The organism is Streptomyces sp. NPDC048196, assembly GCF_040652715.1.
Taxonomy (GTDB): domain Bacteria; phylum Actinomycetota; class Actinomycetes; order Streptomycetales; family Streptomycetaceae; genus Streptomyces; species Streptomyces siderophoricus.
Genome location: NZ_JBEZMM010000006.1, coordinates 42,231 through 67,666 on the forward strand (window position 1 = coordinate 42,231; position 25,436 = coordinate 67,666).

The 25,436-nt window shown below is 71.1% G+C and carries 23 protein-coding genes; 15 read left to right on the forward strand and 8 right to left on the reverse strand.

Annotated elements, in window-relative coordinates; genetic code table 11:
* The first annotated feature begins 852 nt into the window (after window positions 1-852).
* The 3 genes from AB0E02_RS09450 to AB0E02_RS09460 all read left to right on the forward strand — a co-directional run bounded on the left by AB0E02_RS09450 (window position 853) and on the right by AB0E02_RS09460 (window position 4,608).
* Entirely contained in the window at window positions 853-1,353 is a 501-nt protein-coding gene (locus tag AB0E02_RS09450; protein WP_362137405.1) for a peptidylprolyl isomerase, read from the forward strand.
* Between the two features lie 147 nt (window positions 1,354-1,500).
* Window positions 1,501-2,460 (forward strand): LysR substrate-binding domain-containing protein, encoded by a 960-nt coding sequence (locus AB0E02_RS09455; RefSeq protein WP_362137407.1) that lies wholly within the window; start codon window positions 1,501-1,503, stop codon window positions 2,458-2,460.
* A gap of 183 nt (window positions 2,461-2,643) precedes the next feature.
* Complete coding sequence (locus AB0E02_RS09460) at window positions 2,644-4,608, forward strand: collagenase (RefSeq protein ID WP_362137408.1); 1,965 nt, start codon at window positions 2,644-2,646, stop codon at window positions 4,606-4,608.
* Between the two features lie 116 nt (window positions 4,609-4,724).
* Here AB0E02_RS09460 and rox read toward each other — a convergent pair whose 3' ends face one another.
* Window positions 4,725-6,152 (reverse strand): rifampin monooxygenase, encoded by a 1,428-nt coding sequence (gene rox, locus AB0E02_RS09465; RefSeq protein ID WP_362137409.1) that lies wholly within the window; start codon window positions 6,150-6,152, stop codon window positions 4,725-4,727.
* A 416-nt stretch (window positions 6,153-6,568) separates the two neighbouring features.
* Between rox and AB0E02_RS09470 the strand changes: the two genes are divergently transcribed.
* The 9 genes from AB0E02_RS09470 (at window position 6,569) to crcB (AB0E02_RS09510) (ending at window position 15,862) form a co-directional block, all read left to right on the forward strand.
* The gene (locus AB0E02_RS09470) at window positions 6,569-7,924 is read left to right on the forward strand and encodes an MFS transporter (RefSeq protein ID WP_362137410.1); all 1,356 of its coding nucleotides are present in this window, start codon (window positions 6,569-6,571) and stop codon (window positions 7,922-7,924) included.
* Window positions 7,921-9,804 carry a prolyl oligopeptidase family serine peptidase gene (locus AB0E02_RS09475; RefSeq protein ID WP_362137411.1) on the forward strand — a complete coding sequence of 628 codons (1,884 nt, stop codon included), beginning with the start codon at window positions 7,921-7,923 and terminating at the stop codon, window positions 9,802-9,804. The genes AB0E02_RS09470 and AB0E02_RS09475 overlap by 4 nt, the downstream gene beginning before the upstream one ends.
* 246 nt (window positions 9,805-10,050) lie before the next feature.
* Window positions 10,051-11,982 carry a RiPP maturation radical SAM C-methyltransferase gene (locus tag AB0E02_RS09480; RefSeq protein ID WP_362137412.1) on the forward strand — a complete coding sequence of 644 codons (1,932 nt, stop codon included), beginning with the start codon at window positions 10,051-10,053 and terminating at the stop codon, window positions 11,980-11,982.
* Window positions 11,983-12,052: 70 nt separating this feature from the next.
* Complete coding sequence (locus AB0E02_RS09485; RefSeq protein WP_362137413.1) at window positions 12,053-12,730, forward strand: DUF5825 family protein; 678 nt, start codon at window positions 12,053-12,055, stop codon at window positions 12,728-12,730.
* Between the two features lie 285 nt (window positions 12,731-13,015).
* The gene (locus tag AB0E02_RS09490) at window positions 13,016-13,495 is read left to right on the forward strand and encodes a hypothetical protein (protein ID WP_362137414.1); all 480 of its coding nucleotides are present in this window, start codon (window positions 13,016-13,018) and stop codon (window positions 13,493-13,495) included.
* 243 nt (window positions 13,496-13,738) lie between these two features.
* Window positions 13,739-14,338: a class F sortase gene (locus tag AB0E02_RS09495; RefSeq protein WP_362137626.1), complete on the forward strand. Its 600-nt coding sequence runs from the start codon at window positions 13,739-13,741 to the stop codon at window positions 14,336-14,338.
* Window positions 14,339-14,676: 338 nt separating this feature from the next.
* Window positions 14,677-15,141 carry a fluoride efflux transporter CrcB gene (gene crcB, locus AB0E02_RS09500; RefSeq protein WP_362137627.1) on the forward strand — a complete coding sequence of 155 codons (465 nt, stop codon included), beginning with the start codon at window positions 14,677-14,679 and terminating at the stop codon, window positions 15,139-15,141.
* Window positions 15,138-15,491 (forward strand): DUF190 domain-containing protein, encoded by a 354-nt coding sequence (locus AB0E02_RS09505; RefSeq protein WP_362137415.1) that lies wholly within the window; start codon window positions 15,138-15,140, stop codon window positions 15,489-15,491. Before crcB (AB0E02_RS09500) ends, AB0E02_RS09505 begins: the two co-directional genes overlap by 4 nt.
* Complete coding sequence (gene crcB / locus AB0E02_RS09510) at window positions 15,488-15,862, forward strand: fluoride efflux transporter CrcB (RefSeq protein ID WP_362137416.1); 375 nt, start codon at window positions 15,488-15,490, stop codon at window positions 15,860-15,862. The genes AB0E02_RS09505 and crcB (AB0E02_RS09510) overlap by 4 nt, the downstream gene beginning before the upstream one ends.
* Window positions 15,863-15,896: 34 nt before the next feature.
* On the opposite strand, the gene AB0E02_RS09515 is transcribed toward crcB (AB0E02_RS09510), so the two are convergent.
* Window positions 15,897-16,739, reverse strand: coding sequence for a class I SAM-dependent methyltransferase (locus AB0E02_RS09515; protein WP_362137417.1), 843 nt, complete (start codon window positions 16,737-16,739; stop codon window positions 15,897-15,899).
* A gap of 152 nt (window positions 16,740-16,891) precedes the next feature.
* Between AB0E02_RS09515 and AB0E02_RS09520 the strand changes: the two genes are divergently transcribed.
* Window positions 16,892-17,485, forward strand: a complete 594-nt coding sequence (locus tag AB0E02_RS09520) for a TetR/AcrR family transcriptional regulator (RefSeq protein WP_362137418.1) — start codon at window positions 16,892-16,894, stop codon at window positions 17,483-17,485.
* Between the two features lie 106 nt (window positions 17,486-17,591).
* Here the strand turns inward: AB0E02_RS09520 and AB0E02_RS09525 are convergent, their stop codons facing one another.
* From AB0E02_RS09525 to AB0E02_RS09540, 4 genes are all read right to left on the reverse strand, one after another.
* The gene (locus AB0E02_RS09525) at window positions 17,592-18,104 is read right to left on the reverse strand and encodes a hypothetical protein (RefSeq protein ID WP_362137419.1); all 513 of its coding nucleotides are present in this window, start codon (window positions 18,102-18,104) and stop codon (window positions 17,592-17,594) included.
* A 19-nt stretch (window positions 18,105-18,123) separates the two neighbouring features.
* On the reverse strand, window positions 18,124-18,681 hold the full coding sequence (locus tag AB0E02_RS09530; RefSeq protein ID WP_362137420.1) for a hypothetical protein: 558 nt from the start codon (window positions 18,679-18,681) through the stop codon (window positions 18,124-18,126).
* Between the two features lie 196 nt (window positions 18,682-18,877).
* Window positions 18,878-19,639 (reverse strand): methyltransferase domain-containing protein, encoded by a 762-nt coding sequence (locus tag AB0E02_RS09535; protein ID WP_362137421.1) that lies wholly within the window; start codon window positions 19,637-19,639, stop codon window positions 18,878-18,880.
* A gap of 29 nt (window positions 19,640-19,668) precedes the next feature.
* The gene (locus AB0E02_RS09540) at window positions 19,669-20,988 is read right to left on the reverse strand and encodes an MFS transporter (protein ID WP_362137423.1); all 1,320 of its coding nucleotides are present in this window, start codon (window positions 20,986-20,988) and stop codon (window positions 19,669-19,671) included.
* Window positions 20,989-21,042: 54 nt separating this feature from the next.
* Between AB0E02_RS09540 and AB0E02_RS09545 the strand changes: the two genes are divergently transcribed.
* Both AB0E02_RS09545 and AB0E02_RS09550 read left to right on the forward strand, forming a co-directional pair.
* Window positions 21,043-21,789, forward strand: coding sequence for a helix-turn-helix transcriptional regulator (locus AB0E02_RS09545; protein ID WP_362137424.1), 747 nt, complete (start codon window positions 21,043-21,045; stop codon window positions 21,787-21,789).
* Between the two features lie 176 nt (window positions 21,790-21,965).
* Window positions 21,966-23,132, forward strand: coding sequence for a PP2C family protein-serine/threonine phosphatase (locus tag AB0E02_RS09550; RefSeq protein ID WP_362137425.1), 1,167 nt, complete (start codon window positions 21,966-21,968; stop codon window positions 23,130-23,132).
* A gap of 34 nt (window positions 23,133-23,166) precedes the next feature.
* On the opposite strand, the gene AB0E02_RS09555 is transcribed toward AB0E02_RS09550, so the two are convergent.
* Together AB0E02_RS09555 and AB0E02_RS09560 are read right to left on the reverse strand one after the other, a co-directional pair.
* On the reverse strand, window positions 23,167-24,300 hold the full coding sequence (locus tag AB0E02_RS09555) for a hypothetical protein (RefSeq protein WP_362137426.1): 1,134 nt from the start codon (window positions 24,298-24,300) through the stop codon (window positions 23,167-23,169).
* Complete coding sequence (locus AB0E02_RS09560) at window positions 24,297-25,382, reverse strand: bifunctional class I SAM-dependent methyltransferase/NUDIX hydrolase (protein ID WP_362137427.1); 1,086 nt, start codon at window positions 25,380-25,382, stop codon at window positions 24,297-24,299. The genes AB0E02_RS09555 and AB0E02_RS09560 overlap by 4 nt, the downstream gene beginning before the upstream one ends.
* Between the last annotated feature and the right edge of the window lie 54 nt (window positions 25,383-25,436).

Genomic DNA, 25,436 nt, shown 5'->3' on the forward strand with positions numbered 1-25,436 from the left:
GCCATTGGCCATCCGCGACGGCCGCATATGCGTCCGGGCACGGACCACCGACGAGATACCGTCCAGGCCACGCCGTGTACCCCCTCCGCCTCGATGCACACATCCGATTCGATGCGGACATCTGCGGGGCCTTTTCCCCGCTCCACGTCCCCGCGAGGACGCCCGGCGGCGTATGCACCATGGCCCGGCTCGCTATCACAGACCCCCCACATAAGAGCTGCTGACAACCGACGCGCACGAGACTCCCCTCAGCACGTCGCAGCCCATTACCGACGAGCCTGCGGCACCCGAAAGGAGGAACGAGAGAAGCGTACGTATTACCGACAAGTACCGTTCGGCATTCTCCGCGATCCGTGCTGCAGAAGCTTTTTGCGCCAGTTCAACTTGGCCACAGTCTCACCCCCGGTCACGCGCTAGCAACCCCCACCAAGACTAACCGAGGGTAACTTTTACCCTCATTTACTTTAACGCCCGCCAACCCCGGAGACCTCCGTTGCACATGGGACGAGCGAATCGCCCGCCCGTTCGAACGAGGCCGCAGACCGGCCGCCGGATCGGGCTTCCCCGGCGGGCCGGAAGTGTACGCGAGCACAGTTCTTCACGGGGCAGATTCTGCAGTGCCCGTCCGGCCAGAGAGAGGCTGCACCCGATGTCTGACTTTCGACGGCCTATTCATGGCCGAATTTCATGCATTGCCAGGGGGCGGGCGCCGGAGTAGTGGTCGGGCGGCCGGATTTACCGGAATGCCCCGGCGAGGAGCGCTTCGCCGCAGCAGGGCGTTCCCAGGGGTCGCCCGCCGCGGAGGGTGGGCCCCGCGCGCGACCGGGAGCGACGGGATGTGAAGATGCCACCATGAGCAACAACGACGTGTACTTCGACATCACCATCGACGGCGAGCCGGCCGGCCGGATCGTCTTCACCCTGTTCGACGACGTGGTCCCCAAGACCGCACGGAACTTCCGCGAGCTCGCCACCGGCCAGCACGGCTTCGGCTACGAGGGGTCCAGCTTCCACCGGGTCATCCCGGCCTTCATGCTCCAGGGCGGTGACTTCACGGCCGGCAACGGGACCGGCGGCAAGAGCATCTACGGCGAGAAGTTCGCCGACGAGAACTTCCAGCTCAAGCACACCAAGCCCGGCCAGCTGTCGATGGCGAACGCGGGCCCGAACACCAACGGTTCGCAGTTCTTCATCACCACCATCGTCACGGACTGGCTCGACAACAAGCACGTCGTCTTCGGCGAGGTCGTCGAGGGCATGGACGTCGTGAGGAAGATCGAGGCCCTGGGCTCGCGCAGCGGTGCCACGAGCGCCGACATCACCATCGCCAAGTCGGGAGTGGTGGGCCAGTAGCCCTCCCCGAAATCGAGCCCGAGCGCCCCTCCCGCAGGGGCGCTCGGCCGTTCCGCCCGTCCGACGGCCGGCAGGTCGTTCTCGGCTCTGGCGCCGGCGCCCGGAGCGCGATGAGGTGGCTTCCACACGGACGGGAGGAGTGCGGGCATGGAGTTGGAGCTTCGGCACCTGAGGGTGTTGTGCGCGATCGCCGATGCCGGGAGCGTGGGCCGGGCGGCCGCGGAACTGGGGTACTCGCAGCCCGCGATGAGCACCCAACTCCGGCGGATAGAGCGGTACTTCGGCAGTCCGCTGTTCGAGCGCCACCCCTCGGGCGTGGAGCTGACGCGGTACGGCACCGAGGTCCTGGCGCAGGCCCGCGACGTCCTGGCCCGTGCGGCCGCGATCGGACGCCTGCCGACCGGGAGCACCCGCGCCGGCCGGCCGCTCCGCCTCGCGGCGACCAACTCGCCGGTCCTCGCCGGGATGCTCGTCCGGCTGCGCAGCCGGCTGTCCGATCTCGCGCTCACGGTGAGCAGCGTCTATCCGTCCTCGGAGATCGTCGAACTCCTGGAGCGCGGCGAGGTGGACGCCGCGATCGCCGCGGACTACCCCGGACGCGAGCTGCGGCACTCCGCCGCCGTGGCGCACCGCGGGATCGTCACCGAGCCGAGCTTCGTCGCCCTGCCGTCCGGGCACCGGCTCCGGCACTGCCAGGAGGTGACACTCGCCGACCTGGCCGACGACCCGTGGTTCCTCACCCCGGACGACGGTGCGGGCTGGCCGGGAGTCTTCTACGCGGCCTGCGACGCGGCCGGCTTCACCCCGGCGGCGGTGCATGAATTCCTCGGCGACCAGCAGCAGTTGCAGAACATGATCGCCGAAGGACTGGGCACGTCCATCGTGCAGGCGACGTTCCGGCCGATCCCCGGCGTCCTCGTCAAACCGCTGGCCGGCACGCCCCTGTGGTGCCGTTATGTGCTGGCCTGGCGGCGCGGGAGCCCCGCCGACGAGGTCGCGGACACCCTCTTCACCTCCGCGGCCGCGGCGTACCGCGCGCTCATCGCCCAGTCACCGCACTTCCGCGCCTGGGCCTCGCGCACCTGGAACGTGACGACCAGACCGTAGCCGGACGGTCCCAACTCCCCTGAGCCGCTGGGGTTCTTGGGGCCCCTGGGTCCGAACGTTATGGCAAGGGTGTGCCATGTGCTATGTCACACCGTATTGTCGCGGCCGGTGTGCCGCTGAGAAGGTGCGAGCCGCGCCTCAGCCCCGTTCGAGGCGCATCTGACCCCCCACGAAGGAGCACGGATGCGCTACCGCTTCCCCCTGCCCAGATACGTGACCGGCGCCCTGGCCGCCTGCGCCACCCTGGCCGGTCTCCTGACCGCACCGGCACTGGCGGCACCGCCCGCGTCGGCCGCCCCGGACCAGGCCGGGCCCGCCTCCCGGAGCGCCGCCCCCCACCCCGTACCGCCGAACGGTCCGACCATCGGGGCGAACGAACGTCCCGCGCTGCAGCGCCACCCCCTCCGCGTCCCCCAACTCCCCCCGCTCAGCGCGAAGAAGCCGCCCATCTCTTCGGCCGACGCGGGACGGCACCACACCCGGAAGCCGGGCCCCAAGGCCTCCTGCAGCCCGGGCGACTTCGGCAGCCGCACCGGGTCGGAACTGGTCACGTTCGTCCAGGCCTCGACCACGGAGTGCGTCAACACGCTGTTCAGCATCACCGGCGAGGACGCCCGCAAGGTCTTCGCCGAGGACCAGATGGTCACCGTGGCCAACGCCTTCAAGAGCGGGGCGACGGCCTATCCCGGCGACAACTCGAACAATGTGTTGCAGCTCGTGATGTTCCTGCGCGCCGGCTACTACGTGCAGTCCAACCATCCGGACGACGTCGGCGAATACGGCCCGAACCTGGCAGCGGCCAGCGAGGGCAGCCTGGACGCGTTCCTCGCCAACCCCCGTTCCAAGGACGTCACTTCGGGCAACGGCGACGTCCTGAGCGAGGTCATCATCCTCACCGACAGCGCCAACGAGCAAGGCCGCTACCTGAACACCTACAAGCGGCTGCTCAGCGGCTACAACAGCTCCTACGACAAAATCCCCAGCATGCTGGCCGCCGTCAACAACGTCTACACTCCGCTGTGGCGCGGCAACTGGAACCCCGCCTACGTCAAGGCGGTCACGGCCGATCCGAGCATCATCGACACCCTCGACAAGTTCGCGCTCGCCCATGTGGACCTGCTGGGCACCGACCGTTCCTACCTCGACTCCAACGCCGGGATGAACGTCGCGCGCTACGTCGAGCACCAGGCACTCAGGGACAAGGTCCGGCCGCTCATGAAGGGGCTGCTGGACGCCTCGAAGATCACCGGCAAGACGGCGCCGCTGTGGGTCACCGTCGCCTCCCAGGCGGACTCCTACGACAAGGACAACTGCTCGTACTTCGGTGTCTGCGAGCTGTCCGACCAGCTGACCAAGGCGGCGCTGCCGGTCACCCACGAGTGCGATGCCACCCACACCATCAAGACCCAGGCACTGACCGCCGAGGAGCTCGATGCCACCTGCGCCAGTGTCCTGAGCCAGGACGCGTACGTCCACGACCTGGTGAAGAACGACGGCCCGATCCCGAACCAGTACGAATCGACCGTTCAGCTCGTGGTGTTCGGCAGTCGCGGCGACTATCAGACCTACGCCGGGGCCATCTTCGGCGTCGACACCAACAACGGCGGGATCACCATGATCGGGGACCCGACCAAGCCGGACAACAAGCCCATGTCCATCATGTACCAGCGGAGCGACGACAACGGTTTCCCGGCCCGGATCTGGAACCTCAACCACGAGTACACGCACTACATAGACGCCCGCGACGACATGAAGGGCGACTTCGGGCAGCAGACGTCGGTTCCGGACATCTGGTGGGTCGAGGGCTTCGCCGAGTACGTCTCGTACGGCTACCGCAAGATCACCGACGACGAGGCGGTCAGTGAGGCCGGGAAGCACACCTACAAGCTGAGCACGCTCTTCGAGAGCACCTACGACAACAGCGACGTGACCCGGACCTACCCCTGGGGCTACCTCGCGGCGCGCTACATGATCGAGAAGCACCCCGACGACGTCGCCACCATGCTGGGCCACTTCCGCACCGGCGACTACAAGGGCGGCTACGCCGTCTACCACGACACCATCGGCACCCGCTACGACGCCGACTTCGACTCCTGGCTCACCGCCTGCGCCTCCGGCGCCTGCGCCGCCAAGGCGAAGCACCTCTGATCGACGCGGCACCTCCCACTGCGCGGATCATGCCTGCGCCCCTCCCGGCCGACCCCGACGGAGTCGGCCGGGAGGGGCTGCCCACCGTCCGCCCTTTCGGCGCGGGACCGCCGCGCTCAACCGACGGCAGCACCGAACCACTTGGGCAGGTGCCCGACCAGCTCCTCCTGGTCGTCACCGACCCACGCCACATGGCCGTCCGGCCGCAACAGCACCGCGGGCACGTCCAGTTCCTCGCCGGTGCCGACGACGTGGTCGACCCGGTCCGCCCAGCCCGCCACCGAAAGCCTGCCGGTCCCGTCGAGCAGCAGTCCGCGGCCGCCGTGCATCAGCTCGTAGAGGCGCCCCTGCTCCAGCTTCACGTCCCGCAGCCGCCGGCCGAGCAGTTCGTGACCGTCGCCGAAGTCGTAGCGGACCCCGATCGCGATGATCTTCTCGATCAGGTACCGGTTCACGTTCTCGAACTCGATCAGTTGCGACAGCAGCCGGCGCACCGCCTGCGGCCCCGGCTCGGTGGACATCAGCTGAATCTGTGCACGGGTGTTGTCCAGGACCTCGGCGGCCACCGGGTGCCGTTCGGTGTGGTAGCTGTCCAACAGCCCCTTTGGTGCCCAACCCTGCACCTCGGCGGCCAGTTTCCACCCGAGGTTGAACGCGTCCTGGATGCCGAGGTTGAGCCCCTGCCCACCGGTCGGCGGATGGATGTGCGCCGCGTCGCCGGCCAGCAGCACCCGGCCGACCCGGTAGCGCTCGGCCAGCCGGGTGGCGTCGCCGAAGCGGGAGAGCCGGCTCGGTGAGTGCACGCCGAAGTCGGTGCCGGCCACCGTTTGCAGCTGCTTCTTGAACTCCTCCAGGGTCGGCGGGACCGTGCGGTCCTCGGTCACCCCCTCGGCTGGCACGACGACGCGGTACACCCCCTCCCCGAAGGGCATCAGGCCGAACCGCTTCTGGGTCTTGCGGACCTCGGCCACCACGGCGGCCACCGTCTCCGGTGGCACGCCCACTTCCATCTCGCCGATCAGCGTCTCGGTCGTGGTGGGCTCGCCGGGGAAGTCGACGCCGAGCAGCCTGCGCACCGCACTGCGGCCGCCGTCACAGCCGACGAGGTAGCGGGCGCGCAGCTGCGTCCGGTCGGCCAGCTCGACCGTCACCCCGTCCTCGTCCTGGTTCAGCCCGACCAGTTCGCAGCCGCGCCGGAGCTCGGCGCCGAGCTCCGCGGCCCGCTCTTCCAGCAGGCGGTCGGTGGTGGTCTGCGGGATGCCGAGGACGTACGCGTGCGTGGTGTCGAGGTGGGCGGGCCACGTCGTGCCGAGGCCGGCGAAGAAGCCGCCGACCTCGTGCTTCCGACCGTGTGCGAGGAACCGGTCCAGCAGACCCCGCTGGTCCAGCACCTCGATGGTGCGCGCGTGCATGCCGAGCGCGCGGACGAAGCCGGTCGGCTCCGCTTCCTTCTCCAGCACGACCACCTGCACACCGTGCAGCCGCAACTCGGCGGCCAGCATCAAGCCGGTCGGTCCGGCACCGGCAACGATCACGTCGATCATGAAATCCCCGTCTGTTTCCGCAGGTCATGGCTATGAGACGAGGATTGTGCGGCATGCCGGGGGCCTTGCCGCAAGGCCCCCCGTGCGCTATATGTTGGTCATGGCAAGGAGCGGTTGCGCCCCTTGCCTTTCTTGTTGGCGCCTTTCTTGTTGGCGCCTTTCCTGGCGGGGCCTTTCCTGGTGGCGCCTTTCTTGGTGGCAGCTGTTTTCTGCGCCCTTCTCCTGTGGTCCGCTGCGGACGGACCACCTCCTCGCGACGCGGCGGATCGGCCCCGCCAAGACTCCCCCTTCGGGGCCTTGTGGCCTGCGTCACGGTGTGGCTAAGCTCCGGCACGCTTCGAGCACATTTCCTTCGCAAGTTGACCTAAACGTGTGTCGATCTTCACGATCGGCACACAGATGTGGGGTGGCTTCGCATGGAACGAAGACCAGCGGGGCCCTCAACAGGCGACTCCCCGTACGACTTACCCCAAGGCTCCGGGCCGGGCGCCCGCACCGGCGCTGCGCCGTATGCCGGTCGCGACATCCGGCTCTTCTGGTGGGCCGGCACCGCCGACGCGCTGGGCAGCCAGGCGTCCGGGCTCGTCCTGCCGTTGCTGCTGCTGAGCCTGGGCCACTCGCCCGCCGAGGTCGGCACCGTCGCGGGGCTCTCCGCGGCAGCGACCCTGCTGCTCGGCCCCATCGCCGCCGTTCCCGCCGATCGTGGGGCGCGCAAGCGCGTGATGGTGGCCTCCGCGGTGGTATCTGCTGCCTCGATGACCGTCGTCACCGCGGCGGCATGGTCCGGCTCGGCCCCCCTGGCCGTGCTCCTCGCCCTCGTGCTCGTCGAACGGGCGGCGACCGCCTGCTACGAGACGGCGTCCCTCGGCACCGTCGCCCTGGTGTGCGCCCCCGCGGACCACCGCCGCGTCCTGGCGCGATTACAGGCGGGGGAACGGGCCGCCCTCGTCCTGGGGCCCGCGCTGGGCGGACTGCTCTTCCACGCCGGGCGCTGGCTGCCGTTCCTCGTGGACGCGGTGTCGTACGTCGTCGCCGCGGCCTGCATCGCGGCCATGCGGGCCGGGCTGTCACCGCAGCACACCGGACGCCCGGCGGCCGGCGGACCGTCCCGACCCTGGTGGGCGCCGGCCGCCGAAGCCGGAGCGGGACTCGGCGTGGTGCGCCGGGAGCCCTTCCTCCGACTGGCGCTGTTATGGATCGCGACCGTCAACGCCGTGCTCGCCGCGCTGTATTACACGGCGCTCTTCGCCCTGCAGGACCACGGCCGGGGCGCGGCTCCGCTGGGTCTGGTCCTCGCGCTGGCCGGCGCGGCGGGTCTCGCCGGTGCGCTCGCCGCGCCCCGCCTGGCCGCCCGGCGCTCCGCGACGCAGGTGCTGGGGACAGTGTCCTGGCTGCTGGTGCCGCCCGCCGCGGCCCTGGCGGTGGCCCGCGACGCCTGGCAGTTCGGCCTGCTCTTCGGCCTGCTGTGTGCGCTGACCCCGCTCGCCACCGTGGCACTGCAGGCCCGCGTCCTGCACGTGGTCCCGCCCGAACTGCAGGCCCGTACCGGGACCGTGCTGGCCACCGCGTCGGGCGCGGCCGCGGCCGTGGCGCCGGCGGTCGCCGGGCTGGTCACCGAACAGGCCGGGGCCGTCGCCACTTCCACCGGCTGCGCCGTGGTGCTGGCCGGGCTCGCGCTGTATGCACACTGCGCCCCGGCGTCCCGTCGCGATGCCGCGGCGTCGCGCCTCGGCCCGCAGGAATCCCCCGCCGCCCCTACGGAGCGGGCATGAACGCGTCCGCGGCGCATGCCCGCCCGCTCCAGGCCCCCGGGACGGGCTTCCAGGTCTACCGGCCGGCGCTCCCCGAGGTCTGCCCGCGCGACCCGGCGCGGATGGCGCTCGCTGCGGACGCCGACGGCCGGTGCGAGATCTTCACCTGGGACGCCCGTACCGGCACCACCCGCCGGGTCACCGACAGCCGCGACGGGACGCTGCACTGCGCGGTCGACGCGGACGCCCGGGTGTGGTGGTTCGCGGAGGACCGGAGCGGCCGGGGCCGGTGGTACTTCCAGGACTTCGACGGCGGGCCGGCCGTCCCGGGCCTGGCCGGCCTCCGGCCGGGCCGGCCGCACGGCCTCGCCGTCAGCGACACCGGGACGGCGGCGATCGGCCTGGGCGACGGCCGCCGGACGACCGTGCACCTCGGCCCCGCGGGCGGCCCTGGCCGTCCGGTACTGACCGTCGACGGCCCCGCGCTGCTCACCGGCATCTCGCCGACGGGCCGGCTGCTGGCGGTGTCGGGGCCGGCCGGTTCCGATCGGGCGGTCACCCTCCTGGGCTGTTCCGGTGGCCAGGTGGCGGAGGTCGCCCGGCTGTCCGGCAGGCACGGGCGGCTGTGGGCGCTCGGCTTCGCCCCGGGGGCGGCGGCGGACGGCGAACTGCTGCTCGTGCAGGAGGCCAACGAGGGCTATCTGCTTGCCATTTGGCGTCCCGGCACCGGGCTGCGGAGCCACCGATGGTGCTGCTTCGACACCGAGATCACAGCGCGCTGGTACCCCGCGGGACGCCGGGCCCTCGTCCGGCAGGACCGGCACGGCCGCTCCACCCTCGCCACCGCCGACCTCGACCGGTGCACCCTCACCACGGTGCCCACGCCACCCGGCACCCTGCTGGACGCCGCCCCGCACCCGGGCGACGACGTGCACTACCTCTGGACCGACACCACCACTCCCCCGCGGCTGCGCTCCACCGCCGGCACCCGGCTGCCCACGCTCGGCGGTCTGCCCGCGCCGGTACCCGGCCGGCACCGCGACCTGTGGACGCCCGGCCCGGACGGCCCGGTGCACACCCTGCTGAGCCAACCGGAACCGGCACCCGGTCCGCCGCCTCCGCTGGTCTTCCTCGTCCACGGCGGTCCCGCCGACCACGACCGCGACGCCTACGACCCCCAGGTGCACTCACTGGTCGCCTCCGGCTTCGCGGTCGCCCGGGTCAACTACCGCGGCTCCACCGGCTACGGCCCCCGCTGGCACACCGCGTACGCCGAGGGCGTCGGGCTCACCCAGGTCGCCGACCTGGTCGCGGTACGTGCCGACCTGCTGCGCCGCGGTCTGGCGCGCGAGGACGCCCTCGGCGTGTGGGGCAGTTCCTGGGGCGGCTATCTGACCCTGCTGGCGCTCGGCACCCGGCCCGGCCTGTGGCAGGCGGGCGTCGCCGTCAAACCGGTCGCCGACTGCGCGGCGGCGTACCGGGCCGGCACCCCGGCGTTACGCGCCCTGGACGAGCGGCTGTTCGGCGGCACCCCCGAGACCGTGCCCGACCGCTACCGGCGCAGTTCGCCGCTGCACTACGCCGCCGATGTCCGGGCCCCGTTGCTGGTGGTCGCCGCGACCCTCGACGCCAAGTGCCCGCCCGGCCAGGTACGCAGCTATCTCACCGCCCTGCGGACGGCCGGCATCGCGCACGAGTCGATGTGGCTGGAGACCGGACACGACGGTTACACCGGCGCCGACCACATGGCCGTCCTGCGGCGCGCCCTGGGCTTCCTCGACCGGCACCTGCGTCCGGTCCCGGCGGCCCGCCAAGCTCCCCGCTTCCCCGAGAGCGGGGTATCCGGAAACACCGGCCCGTCCGGTGCTCCCGGATCGCACGACCCGAACTCCGTTCACTGACAAGGAGATTCAGCCATGCAGAAGGACATCATCCACAACGACCCGCTCGCGGGTGACGAGGAGAACCGCAAGCCGGGCATCGGCATCACGGTGACCGTTCCGTTCCGCACCGCGGAAGACACCGAGGAGGAGTGACCCCACCGGCCGGCCCGGTACACCACCGGGCCGGCCGGCCATCTCGCCCCGCCGGCCCGCTCGCACCCGCCGGCCCCCTCACGTCCCCGCCACCGCCCACGAGGAGCCGACATGCGCGTCCTGCTGGTCAACATGCCCTGGTCCCCGATCGACCTGCCGTCCCTGGCGCTCGGCATCCTCCGGCGCAGCGTCGACGAACGCACCACGGGCCGGGCCGACGTCCTGCACGCCAACCTGGAGTTCACCGACTGGATCACCCGGCGCACCGGCTTCACCGGCGACGACTACCAGTTCTACGCGCTCTCCTCGTACTTCATGGGGTGCGGCGACTGGGTGTTCTCGTCCGCGCTCTACGACGATCCCGAGTGGCGCACGGCGGAATTCAGCGCCGCGATGCGCGGCAAGCTGAAGGCCGAACGGCTGCGCATGTCGCACGAACTGCACCGCGTGGTCCCGGAGTTCGTGCAGGAGATCGCCGAGCGGATCGTGGCCGCCGGGCCCGATGTCGTCGGCTTCACCTCCACCTTCCAGCAGAACACCGCCGCGCTCGCCGCCGCCAAGTACGTCAAACGGCTCGCGCCGCACATCCGGACCGTCATGGGCGGTGCCAACTGCGACGCCGAGCAGGGCGCCGCCGCCCACCGCAACTTCCCCTTCCTCGACTTCGTGGTCCGCGGCGAGGGCGAGGCCGCCTTCCCGCAGCTGCTGACCGCACTCGACGAGGGCACGGACCCGGCGGCCGTTCCCGGGCTGTGCCACCGGAGCGCCGACGGCACGAGCACCGCCAACCCGATGAGCACCAGCCCGTTGCCGCCCGTGGACATCCTGCCGCCCGACTACAGCGGCTACTTCGAGCGCCTGGCCTCCTCGGTCGCCCGTAACTGGGTGGAGCCCAAACTCGTCGTCGAAGGGGCACGCGGCTGCTGGTGGGGCGAGAAGCACCACTGCACCTTCTGCGGTCTCAACGGCTCGTTCATGCAGTTCCGCAGCAAGAGCCCGGACACCTTCTACACCGAGATCATGGACCTGGCGCGCCGGCACCGCGTCCTCGACATGTACGTCGTCGACAACATCCTCGACATGGGCTACCTCGGCACCGTCCTGCCGCGCATCATCGACAGCGGCTACGACCTGCGGATGCACATCGAGATCAAGGCCAATATGCGCCGCCCGCAGCTGCGCACCCTCGCCGACGCGGGCATGATCTACGTGCAGCCGGGCATCGAGAGCCTGAACAGCCGGGTGCTCGACCTGATGGACAAGGGCGTCAGCGGCTGCCAGAACGTCCGCATGCTCCGCGACGGGGCCGAGACCGGCCTCTCCGTCTCCTGGAACTACCTGCACGGCTTCCCCGGCGAGACCGCCGCCGACTACGAGCCGGTCATCGCCCAGATCCCGGCGCTGGAACACCTCAACCCGCCGGTGGACCTGTCCGCGCGGATCGCCATCGAGCGCTTCAGTCCGTACTTCAACCGGCCCGAACTCGGCTTCACCGGGCTGCGCCCCGAGGAGCACTACCGCTTCACGTACGACCTGCCCGAGAGCGAACTCCTCGATCTCGCCTACGTCTTCGAGGCCCCGGAACGCGGCATCGGCGAGCCCACCGTCACCGCCCTCAACGACGCACTGGCCGCCTGGAAGAAACGCCACGCGGACAGCAGGCTCACCCATGCCGACCTCGGTGACCGGATCGTGCTCGTCAGCCGCCGGCACGCCTTCGACTGGGGCACGCGGGAACTCACCGACCCGGTCGAGACCGAGGCCTTCCGCCTCCTCGACCAGCCGCACGCACCCGCCGCGCTGGCCCGCAAGCTCGCCGCACGCCTGCCCGAGCACACCGTCGACGCCGCCACCGTGCACGCCCTGCTCCAGCACTGGGTGACGCTCGGACTGGTCTTCACCGACGGCGGCCAGTACGTCCACCTCGCGCCCGCCGCGGTCAACGAGGACCTGCTCCGGCTCGACTTCATGCGGCACAGCCAGGGGGCGGCCACCGCACGGCCGGAGCCCGGCGCGAAGTCCCCTGCCATCGTTCGCGCCTGAGCCTGAGTCCTGAGCCTGAGCCGCCGCCCTCCGCTCCCCGCCGAGCACTTCGCGCTTCCCAGGAGACCGCATGCCCCCCGTCCTCACCCCCGCCCACCGACCGCTGACGCTGCACGCCTGGCGCGACTACGACGAGCAGGCCTGCGCCCTGCCGGGAATGAGCCTGGGCCGGCTCGATCTGACCGGTCCCGCCGAGGCACAGGCCGCACAGTTGTGGGAACTCGGCGCCCGCCGCGTGCAGTTCACCGACGAGGTCGACCTGACGGCGGTGGAATCCCCCGACGCCGCCGCGCACGCCGTCCGCCGGCTGTGCCTGATCCGCGACCTCACGGCGCACGCCGTACTCGTCCACTGGCGCCTACGGCTGCCCGCCGGCCCCGACGACGACGCCTGGCGTGACCTCAGCCACCTCCAGCCGCCCACGGCCCTGACCGGGCCGGACGGTGCCGACGCCGCACTGACGCAATGGCGCGACGAGCACTACCTCTGCAAGTGCCTGTGGCGGCAGGGCCCCGGTTTCGTGCAGATCCGCGACCGCCGGTGGGGCGACCTGCGCCGTTTCACCGCCGACGAGCCCGCCTACCACGAGGCGATCGCCCGGCTGTCCTACGGCGCGCCGTCGTCCGCGGTCCCGGAAGCCATCGCCGCCGACTTCCTGGCCGAACGCCTGGTCAGCCGCACCGGTCCCCTCCTGTGGTGGCTGCCGTACCGGGTGAACCGCTGGATCCAGGAGGCGATGGCGATCTGACCGGCCGGCCTTGGGTCTCGCGGGGCCATGCGGGTGACACGCGGCCGGGCGGCAACCCACCGGTAGGGACGATCCCGCGCGGGCTCTCCGCGCTCCTCTCAACCACCGGAAATCCCCTGCTCATCCCCGGTCCGGGGCACCGTACGCGCCGCCGCGCAGGGTCCTCGGCGGGGCCTTCGGCGCGGGCCCGGTTCGCGCTTCGGCCAACTGGCGGACGGAAGGGAGAACGCATGTCCTGAAGGTGGGAGACGCCCTCCCGCAGTCTCATCCCTCTTGGAGGAACTCATGCGTTCCATATCCGCTCTCTGCGGTGTCGTGGTCGTCGGCGGTGCGCTCGCCCTGAGCAGCCCGGCCGTACATGCCGAGACGGCCAAGGGCTCGTGCTCCGGTGCGATGAGCACGGCCAAGAAGGCCAAGTCCATGTACGACTCCTACGACAGGGAGCTCAGGGACCTCACCAACCAGGGCGGACACCCGGACCGGTCGCAGCGCGACCACCTGGGCATGCTCAGGATGAAGTCCGACGACGCATCCTCCATGGCGAACCGGACCTGCGGGAAGCCCAAGAAGTCCATGCCCAAGAAGTCCATGCCCGCCAAGCCCCGCCCCAAGGTCATGCCGCACGGCAAGGTGAAGGCCGGCTCCGGGGCCATGAGTGTCGCGTCGGGTCCGTCGGACCTGGCCCTGACCACGTCCGCAGCGCTGGTCGCGGGTGCGGCCGGGATCTGGCTGCTGCGCCGCCGGGACGACGAAGAGCTCGGCTGAACCGGCTTCTCCGGTCACAGGAGCTCTGCCCCCACCGCCTGGCCGTGGGCACCTGCCACCGGCAGCCGGGGGCAGGGCTCCGCCCCGTAGCCCCCCACCGCGCCGGTTATCTGCCGAAACACATCTCTCGAAACACAGCTCTCGAAAAACTTCCCTCGAAAAACCTCTCGTGAAAGACACCTCGTGAAACGCCTCGCGCCTGCGTCCCTCCCCCCTGGCACCGCCCGCATCGTGGCCCTCTTCCTGGCCGCCGCCGGCATCGCCTGCCTGGTGTGGGGATGGCACAGCCATCGCTCCACCCCACCGCCCCAGCCCTCGCGTGCCGAAACCCTGACCCGGCAACCGGACACCGAAGCCGGGAACCGCCAAGGTCCCGCGCCGCTTCCGGAGTCGGAACCGGTACGCGTGCGAATCCCGCGCACCGGCGTGGACGCACCGTTGATGAGGCTCGGACTGGACCGCGACCGGCGCCTCGACGTCCCGCCTCCCGACGACCGCAATCTGGCCGGCTGGTACCAGGACGGCGTGACACCCGGTGACACGGGAACCGCCCTGATCACCGGACACGTGGACACCAAGACCGGCCCGGCGGTCTTCTACTCGCTCGGTGCGCTGAAGAAGGGCGACACCATCCGCGTGGTCCGCAAGGACGGTCGCACGGCGGTCTTCACGGTGTATGCCGTCGAGGTCTTCAGCGGCACCCACTTCCCCGACGAAAAGGTCTACGGCGCCTCGGCACACCCCGAACTCCGCGTCCTGACCTGCGGCGGCGGCTACGACCGAACCCACCACGAATACCTCGGCAACGTCGTCGTCTTCGCCCGCATGAGCGCCATCGCCTGACCCGCCCGCGCTCAACGCCTCCGTTCAGTGCCCGTTGAATCTACTCCGACGTCGGGGAGATGAAGTTCACCGAGGACGATGCGTATTACACGCCCCCCTACGAGTTGTTCCCGCGGTAGCGGGGGTCGGCCGGCCGGACGGCACGGGTCTCCCCGCACAGGCCGGAAGGTAAGCTGGCCTGCGACGGTGACCTCGTGCTCACCGTTACGGCGGTGGGGCCCGCCGGCCCCCAACCGCGGCGACGACGCCGCCAACGGTCCCTACTTGCGACCCGCATGTGGGCAATCCCGCCCATGCCTGGCGAGTAGGAGACGTACGTGCCGAAGCCCCGCCCCTCGATGGTGAACGAACCCGTCGATCCTGACGTCGACCTCCGCGGGCCCGTCCGCCGCAAGGGTCTCCCGGCGCGGCAGGGCCCCGTGGTGGCGGCCGTGGCGATCGGCGGGGGCGTGGGAGCGGCCGCGCGCTATGGAGCCGCTCTCCTGTGGCCCACGGCACCCGACGGTTTCCCCTGGACGACGCTGGCCGTCAACGTCGTCGGCTGCGCGATCATGGGTATCTTCATGGTCGTGATCACCGACGTGTGGGCAGCCCACAGGCTCGTGCGCCCGTTCTTCGGCACCGGTGTCCTCGGCGGCTTCACGACGTTCTCCACCTACGCCGTGGACCTCCAGCGCCTGCTGGCCAGGGGCAGGGCCGGCGCCGGGCTGGCGTATCTGGCGCTCACCCTCGCCGCCGCGCTGGCCGCCGTCTGGATCACGGCCACCTTGACCCGCCGCATCGTCGAGTGGAGGCAGCAGTGAGACTCACCGGCCCCGCCCTGCGCGTCACCGTCTTCATCGGGGAGAACGACACCTGGCACCACAAGCCGCTCTTCACCGAGATCGTCCACCGCGCCCATCAGGCCGGCCTGGCCGGCGCGTCCGTCTTCCGCGGCATCGAAGGCTTCGGGGCTTCGTCCCTGATCCACACCACCCGCCTGCTGTCGCTGAGCGAGGACCTCCCGGTGGCCGTCGTGATCGTCGACACCGAGGACCGGATCCGCGCCTTCCTCCCGCAACTGGACGAGCTCGTCGGCGAGGGGCTGGTCATCCTCGACGAGTGCGAGGTCATCCGTTACACGGGCCGCAGCAAGGAGGGACGGAAGCGGTGAACTGGCTGCTCGTGATAGCCGGAGCAGTGGTCGGGGCCCCGCTGCGCTACCTCACCGACCGTGCCGTGCAGGCCCGGCACGACACCCTGTTCCCCTGGGGCACCTTCACCGTGAACGTCGTCGGTTCGCTGATCCTGGGCCTGGTCACGGGAGCGACCGCCGCCGGGGCGGCCTCCTCCCAGCTGCAGTTGCTGCTCGCCACCGGCTTCTGCGGCGCCCTGACCACGTACTCCACGTTCTCGTACGAGACCCTGCGGCTGGCGGAGGACGGCGCCCGCTTCTTCGCCCTGGCCAACGTCGTGGCGAGCGTGGTGGTGGGCCTCGGCGCCGCCTTCGCCGGCGCCGCGCTGGCCCAGGCCGTCTGGGCTTAGGGCACCCGGGTCGTCCCGGCCTTCAAGAGTCGGATCACGGCCGAGTGGCGGTGACCAACCAGGCCCCGCTGCGGAGCCGTACCGCGCCGTTCGCCTCGTGGGCGCGCAGGACGTCCGTGAGCTTCTGCCGCGCCCGGTCCCGAACCTCTGGGGCAACTTGGCCGGTCAGGTGGCGCCCCGGACCGGAGTCCAGCAGAAAGGCGGCCGCATCCTCCGCGTCGCGGCCCCACAGTCCCTCCGCCCGCACGCGCTCCGCGGTGACGTGCTGCCACCCGGCGGCGGAGAGCACTTCCCGGGTGCGGTCCGGGTCCGCCAGGGAGAACATGCCCGGAGCTCCCGGCGCGCCGAAGTCCCCGACGGGGAGCAGGTCGCTCAGTGCGGCGATCGCCCGGAGCCACTCGTTGTCCCCCGGGTCCGCACTACAGATGAAGGCCATCCGGCCGCCGGGCCGCACGGCCCGCCCCAGGTTGGTGAAGGCGGCCACGGGGTCGGCGAAGAACATCACCCCGAAGCGGCTGATGACCACGTCGAACGTCTCCGGTGGGAAGGCGTGGGCCTGGGCGTCGCCCTTTTCGAAGCCGACGTTGCCGAGCCCCTCGCGCTCGGCGGTGTCACGGGCCCGCGCCAGCATCGGTCCCGACAGGTCTAGGCCCAGGACCTGGCCACTACGGGACCGGTGCGCGGCCAGTCTCGTCGTCTGCCCGGTTCCGCAGCCGACGTCCAGGACGCGGTCACCCTCGCCGACCGCGGCCGCGGTCAGCAGCGGCTCGTTGAAGTCGCCGTTCACCGCGTCCCAACGCTCCTGGTTCTCGGCCCAGTAGGCGCCCTCGTAACCGTTCCAGGCCGCCGCTTGGTCGGCGTTGACGATGTGTGACATGCGTGTCTCCTGCTGCCGGGCGGGCACCGTGCACTGGGCGCGGACCTGCCGTCGGATTAGTATGGGCGTACGCCCAAACAGTATGGGCAACCGCCCATACTGGCAATCCCTTTCGGGCAGTTCGGCGTTCCCCCGGCCCTCAGGAGAGGCTCATGTCACCCCGTGGAGTAGCGATTCCCGACGTTCGCGACCGGCTCTTCGACGCCGCGGAACGGGTCCTGGCCGGCAGCGGCCCGTCCGCCCTGACCAGCAGGGCGATCACCACCGAGGCGGGCTGCGCCAAGGGGCTGCTGCATGCGCATTTCTCGGGACTGGACGAGTTCATCGCCGCGCTGGTCCTGGACCGCTTCGCGCGCATCGCCCGGCAGGCCGGACAACTCCCCGGCCAGGCGGGCACCGCCACCGTGGCCGAGAACCTCCGGAAGGTCGCTCTCGCGCTGCTGACGTCCGTGAACCCGGCGGTCGCCGGTCTCGCCATGACCCGTCCCACGGCCTCGCTGGCGGTTCGTCAGGAATTGGCGGCGGGCGCTCCGGGTTTCGCGGCGATCCAGGACGCGATCGCGGAATACCTGGACGCCGAGCGGCAGCTCGGGCGTCTCGCGAACGACACCGACAGCCAGGCCGTCGCGCTCGCCGTCGTCGGGTCCGTGCACCACCTTCTGATGACCGGCTGGGCCGGCACACCGGACCCCCGAGAACAGGTCGAGGGCCTGGTCGCCCAACTCGTCGGCGGCGCCGGCAGCTGAGGCGCCCGGAAGACCAGAAGCTCCCGGCGACCAGAAGCTCTTCGAGAAGCGCTTCTTCGGCAACGCCTGGCGGGAAACGTACCGTTCGGCAACGCCCGCCGAGAGACTATTCAGCGAGAAGGCGGTGGAAGAACGAGCGGTACTGGCGCAGGGCCACCCGCAAACCTTCGGTATCGACCTTCTCGCCCTGCTTCCACTGCTCTTCCAGCGTCTGTTTGTGTTCGGCGAACGTCGTGGCCAGCGTTTGCATGACCTCCGCCACCAATGCGTCGGCGGCGTGTACGGCCTCGCGCGGGTCGTCCACGAAGGTCGTCTGAATTGCCTGCCAACGGTCGCGGAAACTTTCCGCGTCGTCCGGTACAAGCAGCTGCGGAGCGGCTTCCTCGTCGGGTGGCGCGCCCGATGCCGGCATTCCCCGCCCGTCCCCCTCCGTTTCCGCGGTCTCCCCTGGAATGGGGACGCTCTCGCCGGGAGCGGTGGGAACGCCGCTCGCCGGGACCGTCGCATCGTCCGGCACCGGCGGAGGCATGGACTCCGACTCGGGCGGGGAGGCAGGAGGCTGGGCAGCAAGGTCTTCGGTGGACAGGCCCCTGGCCCTCGTGTCCTGATCGCGTTCCATTTTCTACTCCCTCACGGTCTCAGGCTCTGGCGTGGCGCGCTTGGCCACCGTCGGACAGCAAATCCTCGAAGAGGGCGCGGTAATGCACCATCGCTCCTCTTAGTTGTTCAGTGGTCGCCCGGTGCTGGGTGCTGAGCGTTTCGACTTCATGAGCGGCCCGGTAGTGCTCCAATGTGCGGCCGTGTGCGACCGAGAGGTCCTTGAGGCGCTGCTCGAAGTTCTCCGTCGGATAGCCCCGTTCATGCATCAACGAGGTCACGAGGCGGTCGGCGTCGTGCACGGCGTCCTCGGGCCGATCGACGAATTCTTGCTGAACGCCGGTCCATTCACGGCTGTAGCGCTCGCGGGTGCTGCTCTGCAGGGGTTTGATCTCCAGCGAGTCATGCCGTCTCTCCCGGGCCCTGAGCTCACGCTCACCGGCCATGCGACTGTCGGTACTCTCGACGGTTCGCTCATATTCGGGCCCGAAACGCTCGCGGAGCCGGCGACGCCTGACCAAGAGCGAGGCCGCCACTGCAAGGAGAGCAATGACCACCACGACGGGGATAATGATCGCGAGAAGGGTCCCTGTCGACATCGAACGCACCTCCGTTGAAAGCGTCCTCTTTCCACTCTAAGGCGCCTGTGCGCAGGTTGGTCAGGCGACGGATTTCCTCCACTCGCCCTCGCTGTCTTTCCTGCCTCTGGAGGGGAGCTTTCCCGTCCCATTGATGAGCGTTATCGGCGTCGCAGGCGTGATGGGTCGAATGCGGAGCGTCCCGGAAAGGGGCGGTTCAGGGACGTCGGGCCAGCAGGAGGTCGACCACGTAGGTCTCCGTCACCAGCTCCTCGGGGAAGAGGTCGCGCAGCCGCCCGCGTTCGGCCGCGAGAAACGCCCGGTTGCGGGATTCGTCGAGGACGAGGAATGCGGAACGACTGCCGATATTGGCGAGGTGGGTGTCGAGCGGAACGGTACGGCTCCACCGCAGTTGGCGGCGCGCGACGTGCAGCCCCGCGAGGCCCGCGAGCCGGGTGGCCTCGCCGTCGCTCAGCCGCGTGCCGGCAGGGGACTTCACCCCGCAGTGGCGCGCGATCCGCTCGTGCTGCGCCGCGATCCACGGCACGTCGAGGGCGTGGGTGTTCCACCACACCGCGAGCGCGCCATCCGGGGACAGCACGCGCAGTGCCTCCGGTACGGAGCGGTCGGTATCGGTCCACTGCCAGGCCTGTGCGTACGTGATCAGATCGTGGGAGCCGTCGGCCAGCGGCAGCACATTGCCGTCGCCCCGGACGATCGGCACGTCGGGGAGGGCACCGCGGAACTGAGCCGTCATCCCCTCACCGGGCTCCACGCCGATCACCTCGGCGCCGCGCCCGGACAACAGCGCGGTGGCCATACCCGTCCCCGCCCCGACGTCGGCGACCCGGGCCCCGGCGAGCGGGCGTCCCAGGAGCTCCTCGATGACGTCGAAGAGGGCCGGCGGGTACGAGGGGCGGCTCGTCGCGTAGTCGGCGGCGGCCTTGTCGAATGCTCGGGCGCGCGAAACGTCAGTCATCCGCCCATCATGCCGCCGCCGCTCCGAAGTCAGCTTTCCGCGGCCGCGGTTGGGGATGCCGTCCCGGAGGGTGATGCATCAGCGATCCCCTCCGGCATCGCGGGCTCGGTCAAGGTGCGGAGCAGGAGCCAGCCGAGGGCGGGCAGGGCGATCAGGGGGGTGAGGGCGGTCCGGAGGGAGGTCGCGTCGGCGAGGGCGCCGAGGAGGGGGCTGGCGAGGCCGCCGATGCTGACGGTCAGGCCCAGGGTGACGCCGCCGGCCGTGCCCACGCGCCGGGGCAGGTAGTCCTGGCCGAGGGTGACGTGCAGGGAGAAGGGCACGTACAGGCCGGCCGAGGTGAGGGCGACCAGTACGTACAGGAGCGGGCCGGGGACGAAGACGACACCGGCCACGGCGAGGACGGTCAGCGCGTAGGACCACTGGACGACCCGGATGCGTCCGTAGTGGCCGGCGAGCTTGCCGCCGGCCACCGTGCCGACCGCGCCGCCGAGGTAGAGCACGAACAGGGCGGCGGTACCGGAGACGTCGCCTCCGCCGGTGCGCTGGCGCACGTAGAGCGAGATGAAGGCGCTCAGGCCGACGAAGACGATCGAGCGGCAGACGATGGCCCCGGACAGTTTGACGAAGGACGCCCAGTCGTCGCGGCTGCCGACCACGTCGTCCGGACTGCAGGCGGTGGAGTTCCGCTCGCCAACTACCGTGGAGGACGCGCCAGTTGCTGTCACCGCCGCAGGAACCGACGACGCACCGGCTGCCGTCGTCGGCCCCGCCTCCCGGGCCCGCATGGCCCGGAGGGCGGCCGTGCACAGTGCGGCGCCGGCGACGGCGGGGACGGCCAGCAGCGGGGAGGCGTGCAGGCCGCCCGTGGTGATGACGGCGGAGACCATCAACGGGGCGGCGGCGAAGCCGAGGTTGCCGCCGAGGGAGAACCAGCCCATCCCGGTGTGGCTGCCGCGACTGGCCAGGCGCGCGACGCGCGCCGCCTCGGGGTGGTAGGCGGCCACGCCGAGACCGGAGACGGCGACCACGGCGAGGGTGAGGGCGTGGGAGCCGGCGATGCCGCTCAGGGCGACGCCGACACCGCCCACCACGGTGCTCACCGGCAGCAGCCACGGCAGGGCCCATTTGTCGGTGAGCGCGCCGAACAACGGCTGGATCACCGACGACAGCAGCGAGGCGGCCAACACGATGCCGGAGGCCGCCGCGTAGGTGTAGGCGCGTTCGGAGACGAAGAACGGCACCAGTGCGGCGACCGCTCCCTGATAGACGTCCACGCAGGCGTGGCTCAGGGCCAGGAGCGTGAGGGATCTGCTGCGCGGCGCGGTGGTGTGGTGGTGGGTCGTGGTCACTCGTCGATCGTCGCGACACCCCCGCATGTCGCGCTTCCGATAAATTGCCAACCCATGCCGAACATCCGCCATCTGCCGGAAGCCCCCACCCGCGTCCAGTCGCTGACCGCCGGAGAGATCATCGACGCGCACCGCCACGACGACCACCAGATCGTCTACGCGGGCTCCGGCGTCGTGGCCGTCACCACCGACGCCGGCACCTGGTTCGCGCCCGGGACCCGCGCCATCTGGGTCCCCGCGGGTATCGTGCACGCCCACCGCGCGCACGGCCACCTCGACCTGCACCTGGTCGGCCTGCCCGCCACCGACAACCCGCTCGGCCTGGACGCCCCCACCGTACTGACCGTCAGCCCGCTGCTCCGCGAACTGATCCGCGCCTACACCGCTGCTCCCGACGACGACGGCCCCGAACGCCGCCGGCTGCGCGCCGTCCTGCGCGACCAGTTGCGGGCCTCGCCGCAGCAGCCCGTTCACCTGCCCTCCCCCACCGACCCGCGGCTCGCGGCCGTCTGCGCGCTGCTCCACGACAACCCCGCGGAACCACGCACCCTGGCCGCCCTCGCCACCGCGACGGGCAGCGGCGAACGCACTCTCAGCCGCCTCTTCCGCACGGAACTCGGGATGACCTTTCCGCAGTGGCGCACCCAGTCACGCCTCTTCCACGCACTGCGGATGCTGGCCGACGACACCCCGGTCACCACCGTCGCCCACCGCTGCGGCTGGTCCTCCACCAGCGCCTTCATCGACGTCTTCCGCCGCTCCTTCGGGTACACGCCGGGCACCCACAACCGTCGCTCCTGAGCGCCGCCGCCTGCGGCGGAGCACCGGGCGCCACCCGGCCGATGCCTTCGGGCCTGCTGCCGGCATCACCGAGAGTGACGCTCGGCCCGCCGTCCTCGACGCGCCGCCCGGCAAGCGGACCCGGCCGCCCCGCGGCGCACTCGTCCGTCGGGCGCTCAGGGTGCAGAGTGGAAGGCGTGGGCCTTCGGCGGCGCTTCGGCGATCTGCGGCAGCCGTGGCAAGCCAGTCATGCGCTGGTCCTGATTCCGCTTGTGCTCATCGCGGTGATCACCCTCGTCGACATCATGGTCCCGGCCGATGTCCATCTGGGGCCGCTGCTCGTCGTCGCTCCCGCGCTCACCGCCTCGTTCGCCGGCCCCTGGCTCGCCGGGTTCGTCGGATTCCTGGCCGTGCTGGCCCAGGCGTACATCGGGCTGCACTTCGGCGTGCTCCTCACGGAACGCAATGTGATGGTGCAGGTGCTCGCCCTGGCCGCGCTATCGGCCCTGATCGTGTTCTTCTGCGTGGTGCGCGAACGACACCGGCAGGAGCTGGCGAAGGTACGGTCGGTGGCCGAGGCCGCCCAGAAGGCACTGCTCCGGCCGCTCCCCCACCACATCGGTCCGTTGCACATCGCCTCGCTCTACCTGGCCGCCGAGCAGGAGGCGGAGATCGGCGGTGATCTGTACACCGCGACCCGTACCACCAGCGGAACCCGGCTGATCATCGGTGACGTACGAGGGAAGGGCCTGGCCGCCATCGGCGAGTCCGCCCTGCTGCTCGGCGCCTTTCGCGAGACGGCCCACCAGGACCTGGCGCTGCCCGCCCTCGCCGCCGCACTCGACCGCAGCGTCTGCCGCTATCTGACCGACTTCATCGAGTCGGACCGCGACCTCCCCGAGCACTTCATCACCGCGCTGCTGCTGGAGATCCCCGACGCGGGCCCCGAGACCCGGATGACCGACTGCGGCCACCCGCCGCCCCTGCTCCTGAGCCAGGGCCACGTCGGCCTCGTCCCGAGTCCGCACCCCGCTCCGCCACTGGGCATGGGCGGAATGGGGGCGGGCAGCCACCCCGTGGACGAGATCACCTTCGAGTTCGGTGACACGCTGCTGCTGTACACCGACGGCGTCACCGAGGCCCGCGACCGCCACGGCACCTTCTACCCCCTCGCCCAGCGCGTCGCCCGCTGGCCCAGGTGCGACCCCGAGGCACTCCTGCACCACATCCGCCGCGACCTCCTCGCCCATTGCGGCGGACACCTCGGCGACGACGCGGCCCTCATCGCCATCCAGCGCACGCCGGTCCCCCAGCCCCGCCACCGCCTGGGAATCTTCAGCCAGACCGACGGCTCGCGCTGGTGAGGCGGTGAGGCGGTGAGTCAGGGCGCTCTGGGGGTCAGACGGTGGCCAGCCCCAGACCGTAGAACCGCACCGTGTACGGGCGGATGTCCTCGCCCTCGCCGCCGATCAGCAGGTCGTGTGCGGACGCCACGCCTTCCGCACGTGCCGTCGCCACGACCATCTCCGCCAGTGCGCGGCCCCGCGGCTCCCCCGGGCCGCCCGCGTCGAAGCGCCACCTCGGGTCGTAGTCGTCCTGCCAGGTGTCCCGGCTCAAGGGGTGCTCGGCAACGGTGCCCCAGCCGAACGATGCCGGGTCGATCTCGCGTTCCGCATAGGAGGCCAGCATCAGGCGGCGGTCGGCGTCGATGTCGAACAGGATCGGTGCGGAGCCGCCGACCCGGCCGTAGACCGGGATGACCCGGGCGATGCCGAGGGCGGCGAACTCGGCGGGCAGGGTGGTGAAGAAGGCCGCCAGCGCCTCGGTCAGCGTCTCCCAACTCCGCACCGACCAGCGGCCGGGCAGGCTCAGACCGGCGTTGGCGGGGCCCGGCCGGCTGCCGAAGTAGCCGCTGATCGCGTGCTCTTCGCCGTGGCCGAGGCTCCACAGCCAGTTCTCGAAGGGGGCGGTGGGCGCGAGGACGAGTTCCGGCCCGCGGCTGCCCGCCCGCAATTCCAGGGTGTCCTGCCTCCCCCGCCAGCGCAGGAACGGCGCACCCCAGGCCGGCGTGGCGGCGTAATACGGGCCCGTGGAACCGTACGAGCCGATGGCCGACGGCTCGCCGAGCGCGTCGGCGAGTGCGTCCTTCGCGGAACGGAACATCTCCGCCTGCCGCACGGGGTCGGGCTCGGGTGCGGGGTCGGCTTGGGGTACGGGGACGGCTCGGGGTACGGGGACGGCTCGGGGTGCGGTCGTCGTCAGGGTCGCCACGAGTTCGAGATATGTCTCCTTCTCGACATACCGCTCCTCATCCGGCCCGACGGGCCGCAACCTCAGGTCACCCGCCTTCGCGGTGCGGGTCCCGGCGTCGTCCGCCGACGCCTGGACCACGACCTCGTCCCACCGCCGCCCCAGACCCTCGACGAGGGCGCGCACGCCGTCCTCGGTCCAGCCTCCGGTCTCCGCCGCGCGGAGACGAAGGGCGAGTTCGGCCGGCGGTTCGCCGGCATGGGTGAGGTGGTGATCCGTCATGCGCCGATTTTGTCGTACGCCGGAGGCGAGCACTGAACCAGTGGGTGGCGGTGAACGGGCGGCAGGCCGGGCAGGAGACCGGGCCAGACCGTGTCCAGCACGTGCGCACTCGGCGTGAACAGCCCGGACGCCAGGGCCGGCAGGTCGTTGACCTCGTGCCACTCCCAGCGGCGGATCAGCTGGGGCTCCCGTACGACCGGCTCACCGGTGAAGGCGGTGACCCGCACTGCGGCGGTCAGGCGCGGGATGCCGTGCGTGGAGTCCATCAGGATCGCCAGCAGCCGTGCGTCGCCGAGCTCGGCCCGCAGCCCGGTCTCTTCCGCCAACTCCCGGACGGCGGCCCCGGTGAACGACTCGTCCGCGTCGTTCTTCCCACCCGGAAGCTCCCAGCCCCCTCGGACGGAGTGCCCCAGGAGCACGCGGCCGGCCGCGTCCGTGACCACCACGCCGGCGCCCGACAGCGCGTGCGGGGACGGACGCCCCTTGTTGCCGTACCCCACCGGCGAGGAGACCGGAGTGCGCAGCACGAGGACGGCGAGCCCTTCGGCGTCCCGGCGTTGGACGGTGCGCCAGCCGGCGGTCAGCAGCGCGATCTCCGCCTCGTCGAGGGCGATTTCCCGCCTGTCTTCGGGCACGGAACCGGCGAGGGGGGTGATGACGACGAGGGCGCCACCGGGACGCAGGCGTTCGCGCAGCCGATTCAGGACGCGGGTGCGGTCCCGGACGAACGCCAGGGACAGGCGCAGGGTGATGAGGTCGTACCCGGCGCGCAGTTCGTCCAGCGGGTCGCGCTCGATGTCGCACCGGACGAAACGCACGCGCGTGGCCGCCCGTGCGGACGGCTGGGCCGCGGCGAGCCGGAGGGTCGCAGGGGCGTGGTCGATCGCGTCCACCTCATAGCCGTCGGCCGCCAGGTGGCGGGCCAGCTCGCCCGGCCCGCACCCGACGTCCAGTGCCCGACCGCCACCGTCCGGTGCCGGCACGAGTGCGTGCAGCAGGGCCCGTTCCCCGTCGCCGAGCGGGCGGAAGGACATCCCCTCGTCGTCGTGCGCGTCCCCTTCATGCTGTGCGGTGTGTCCCACTACCCGTCCCACCTTCCGGCCGCCTTCGGCCCTTCCTCGGTCCGTCGTCGCCAG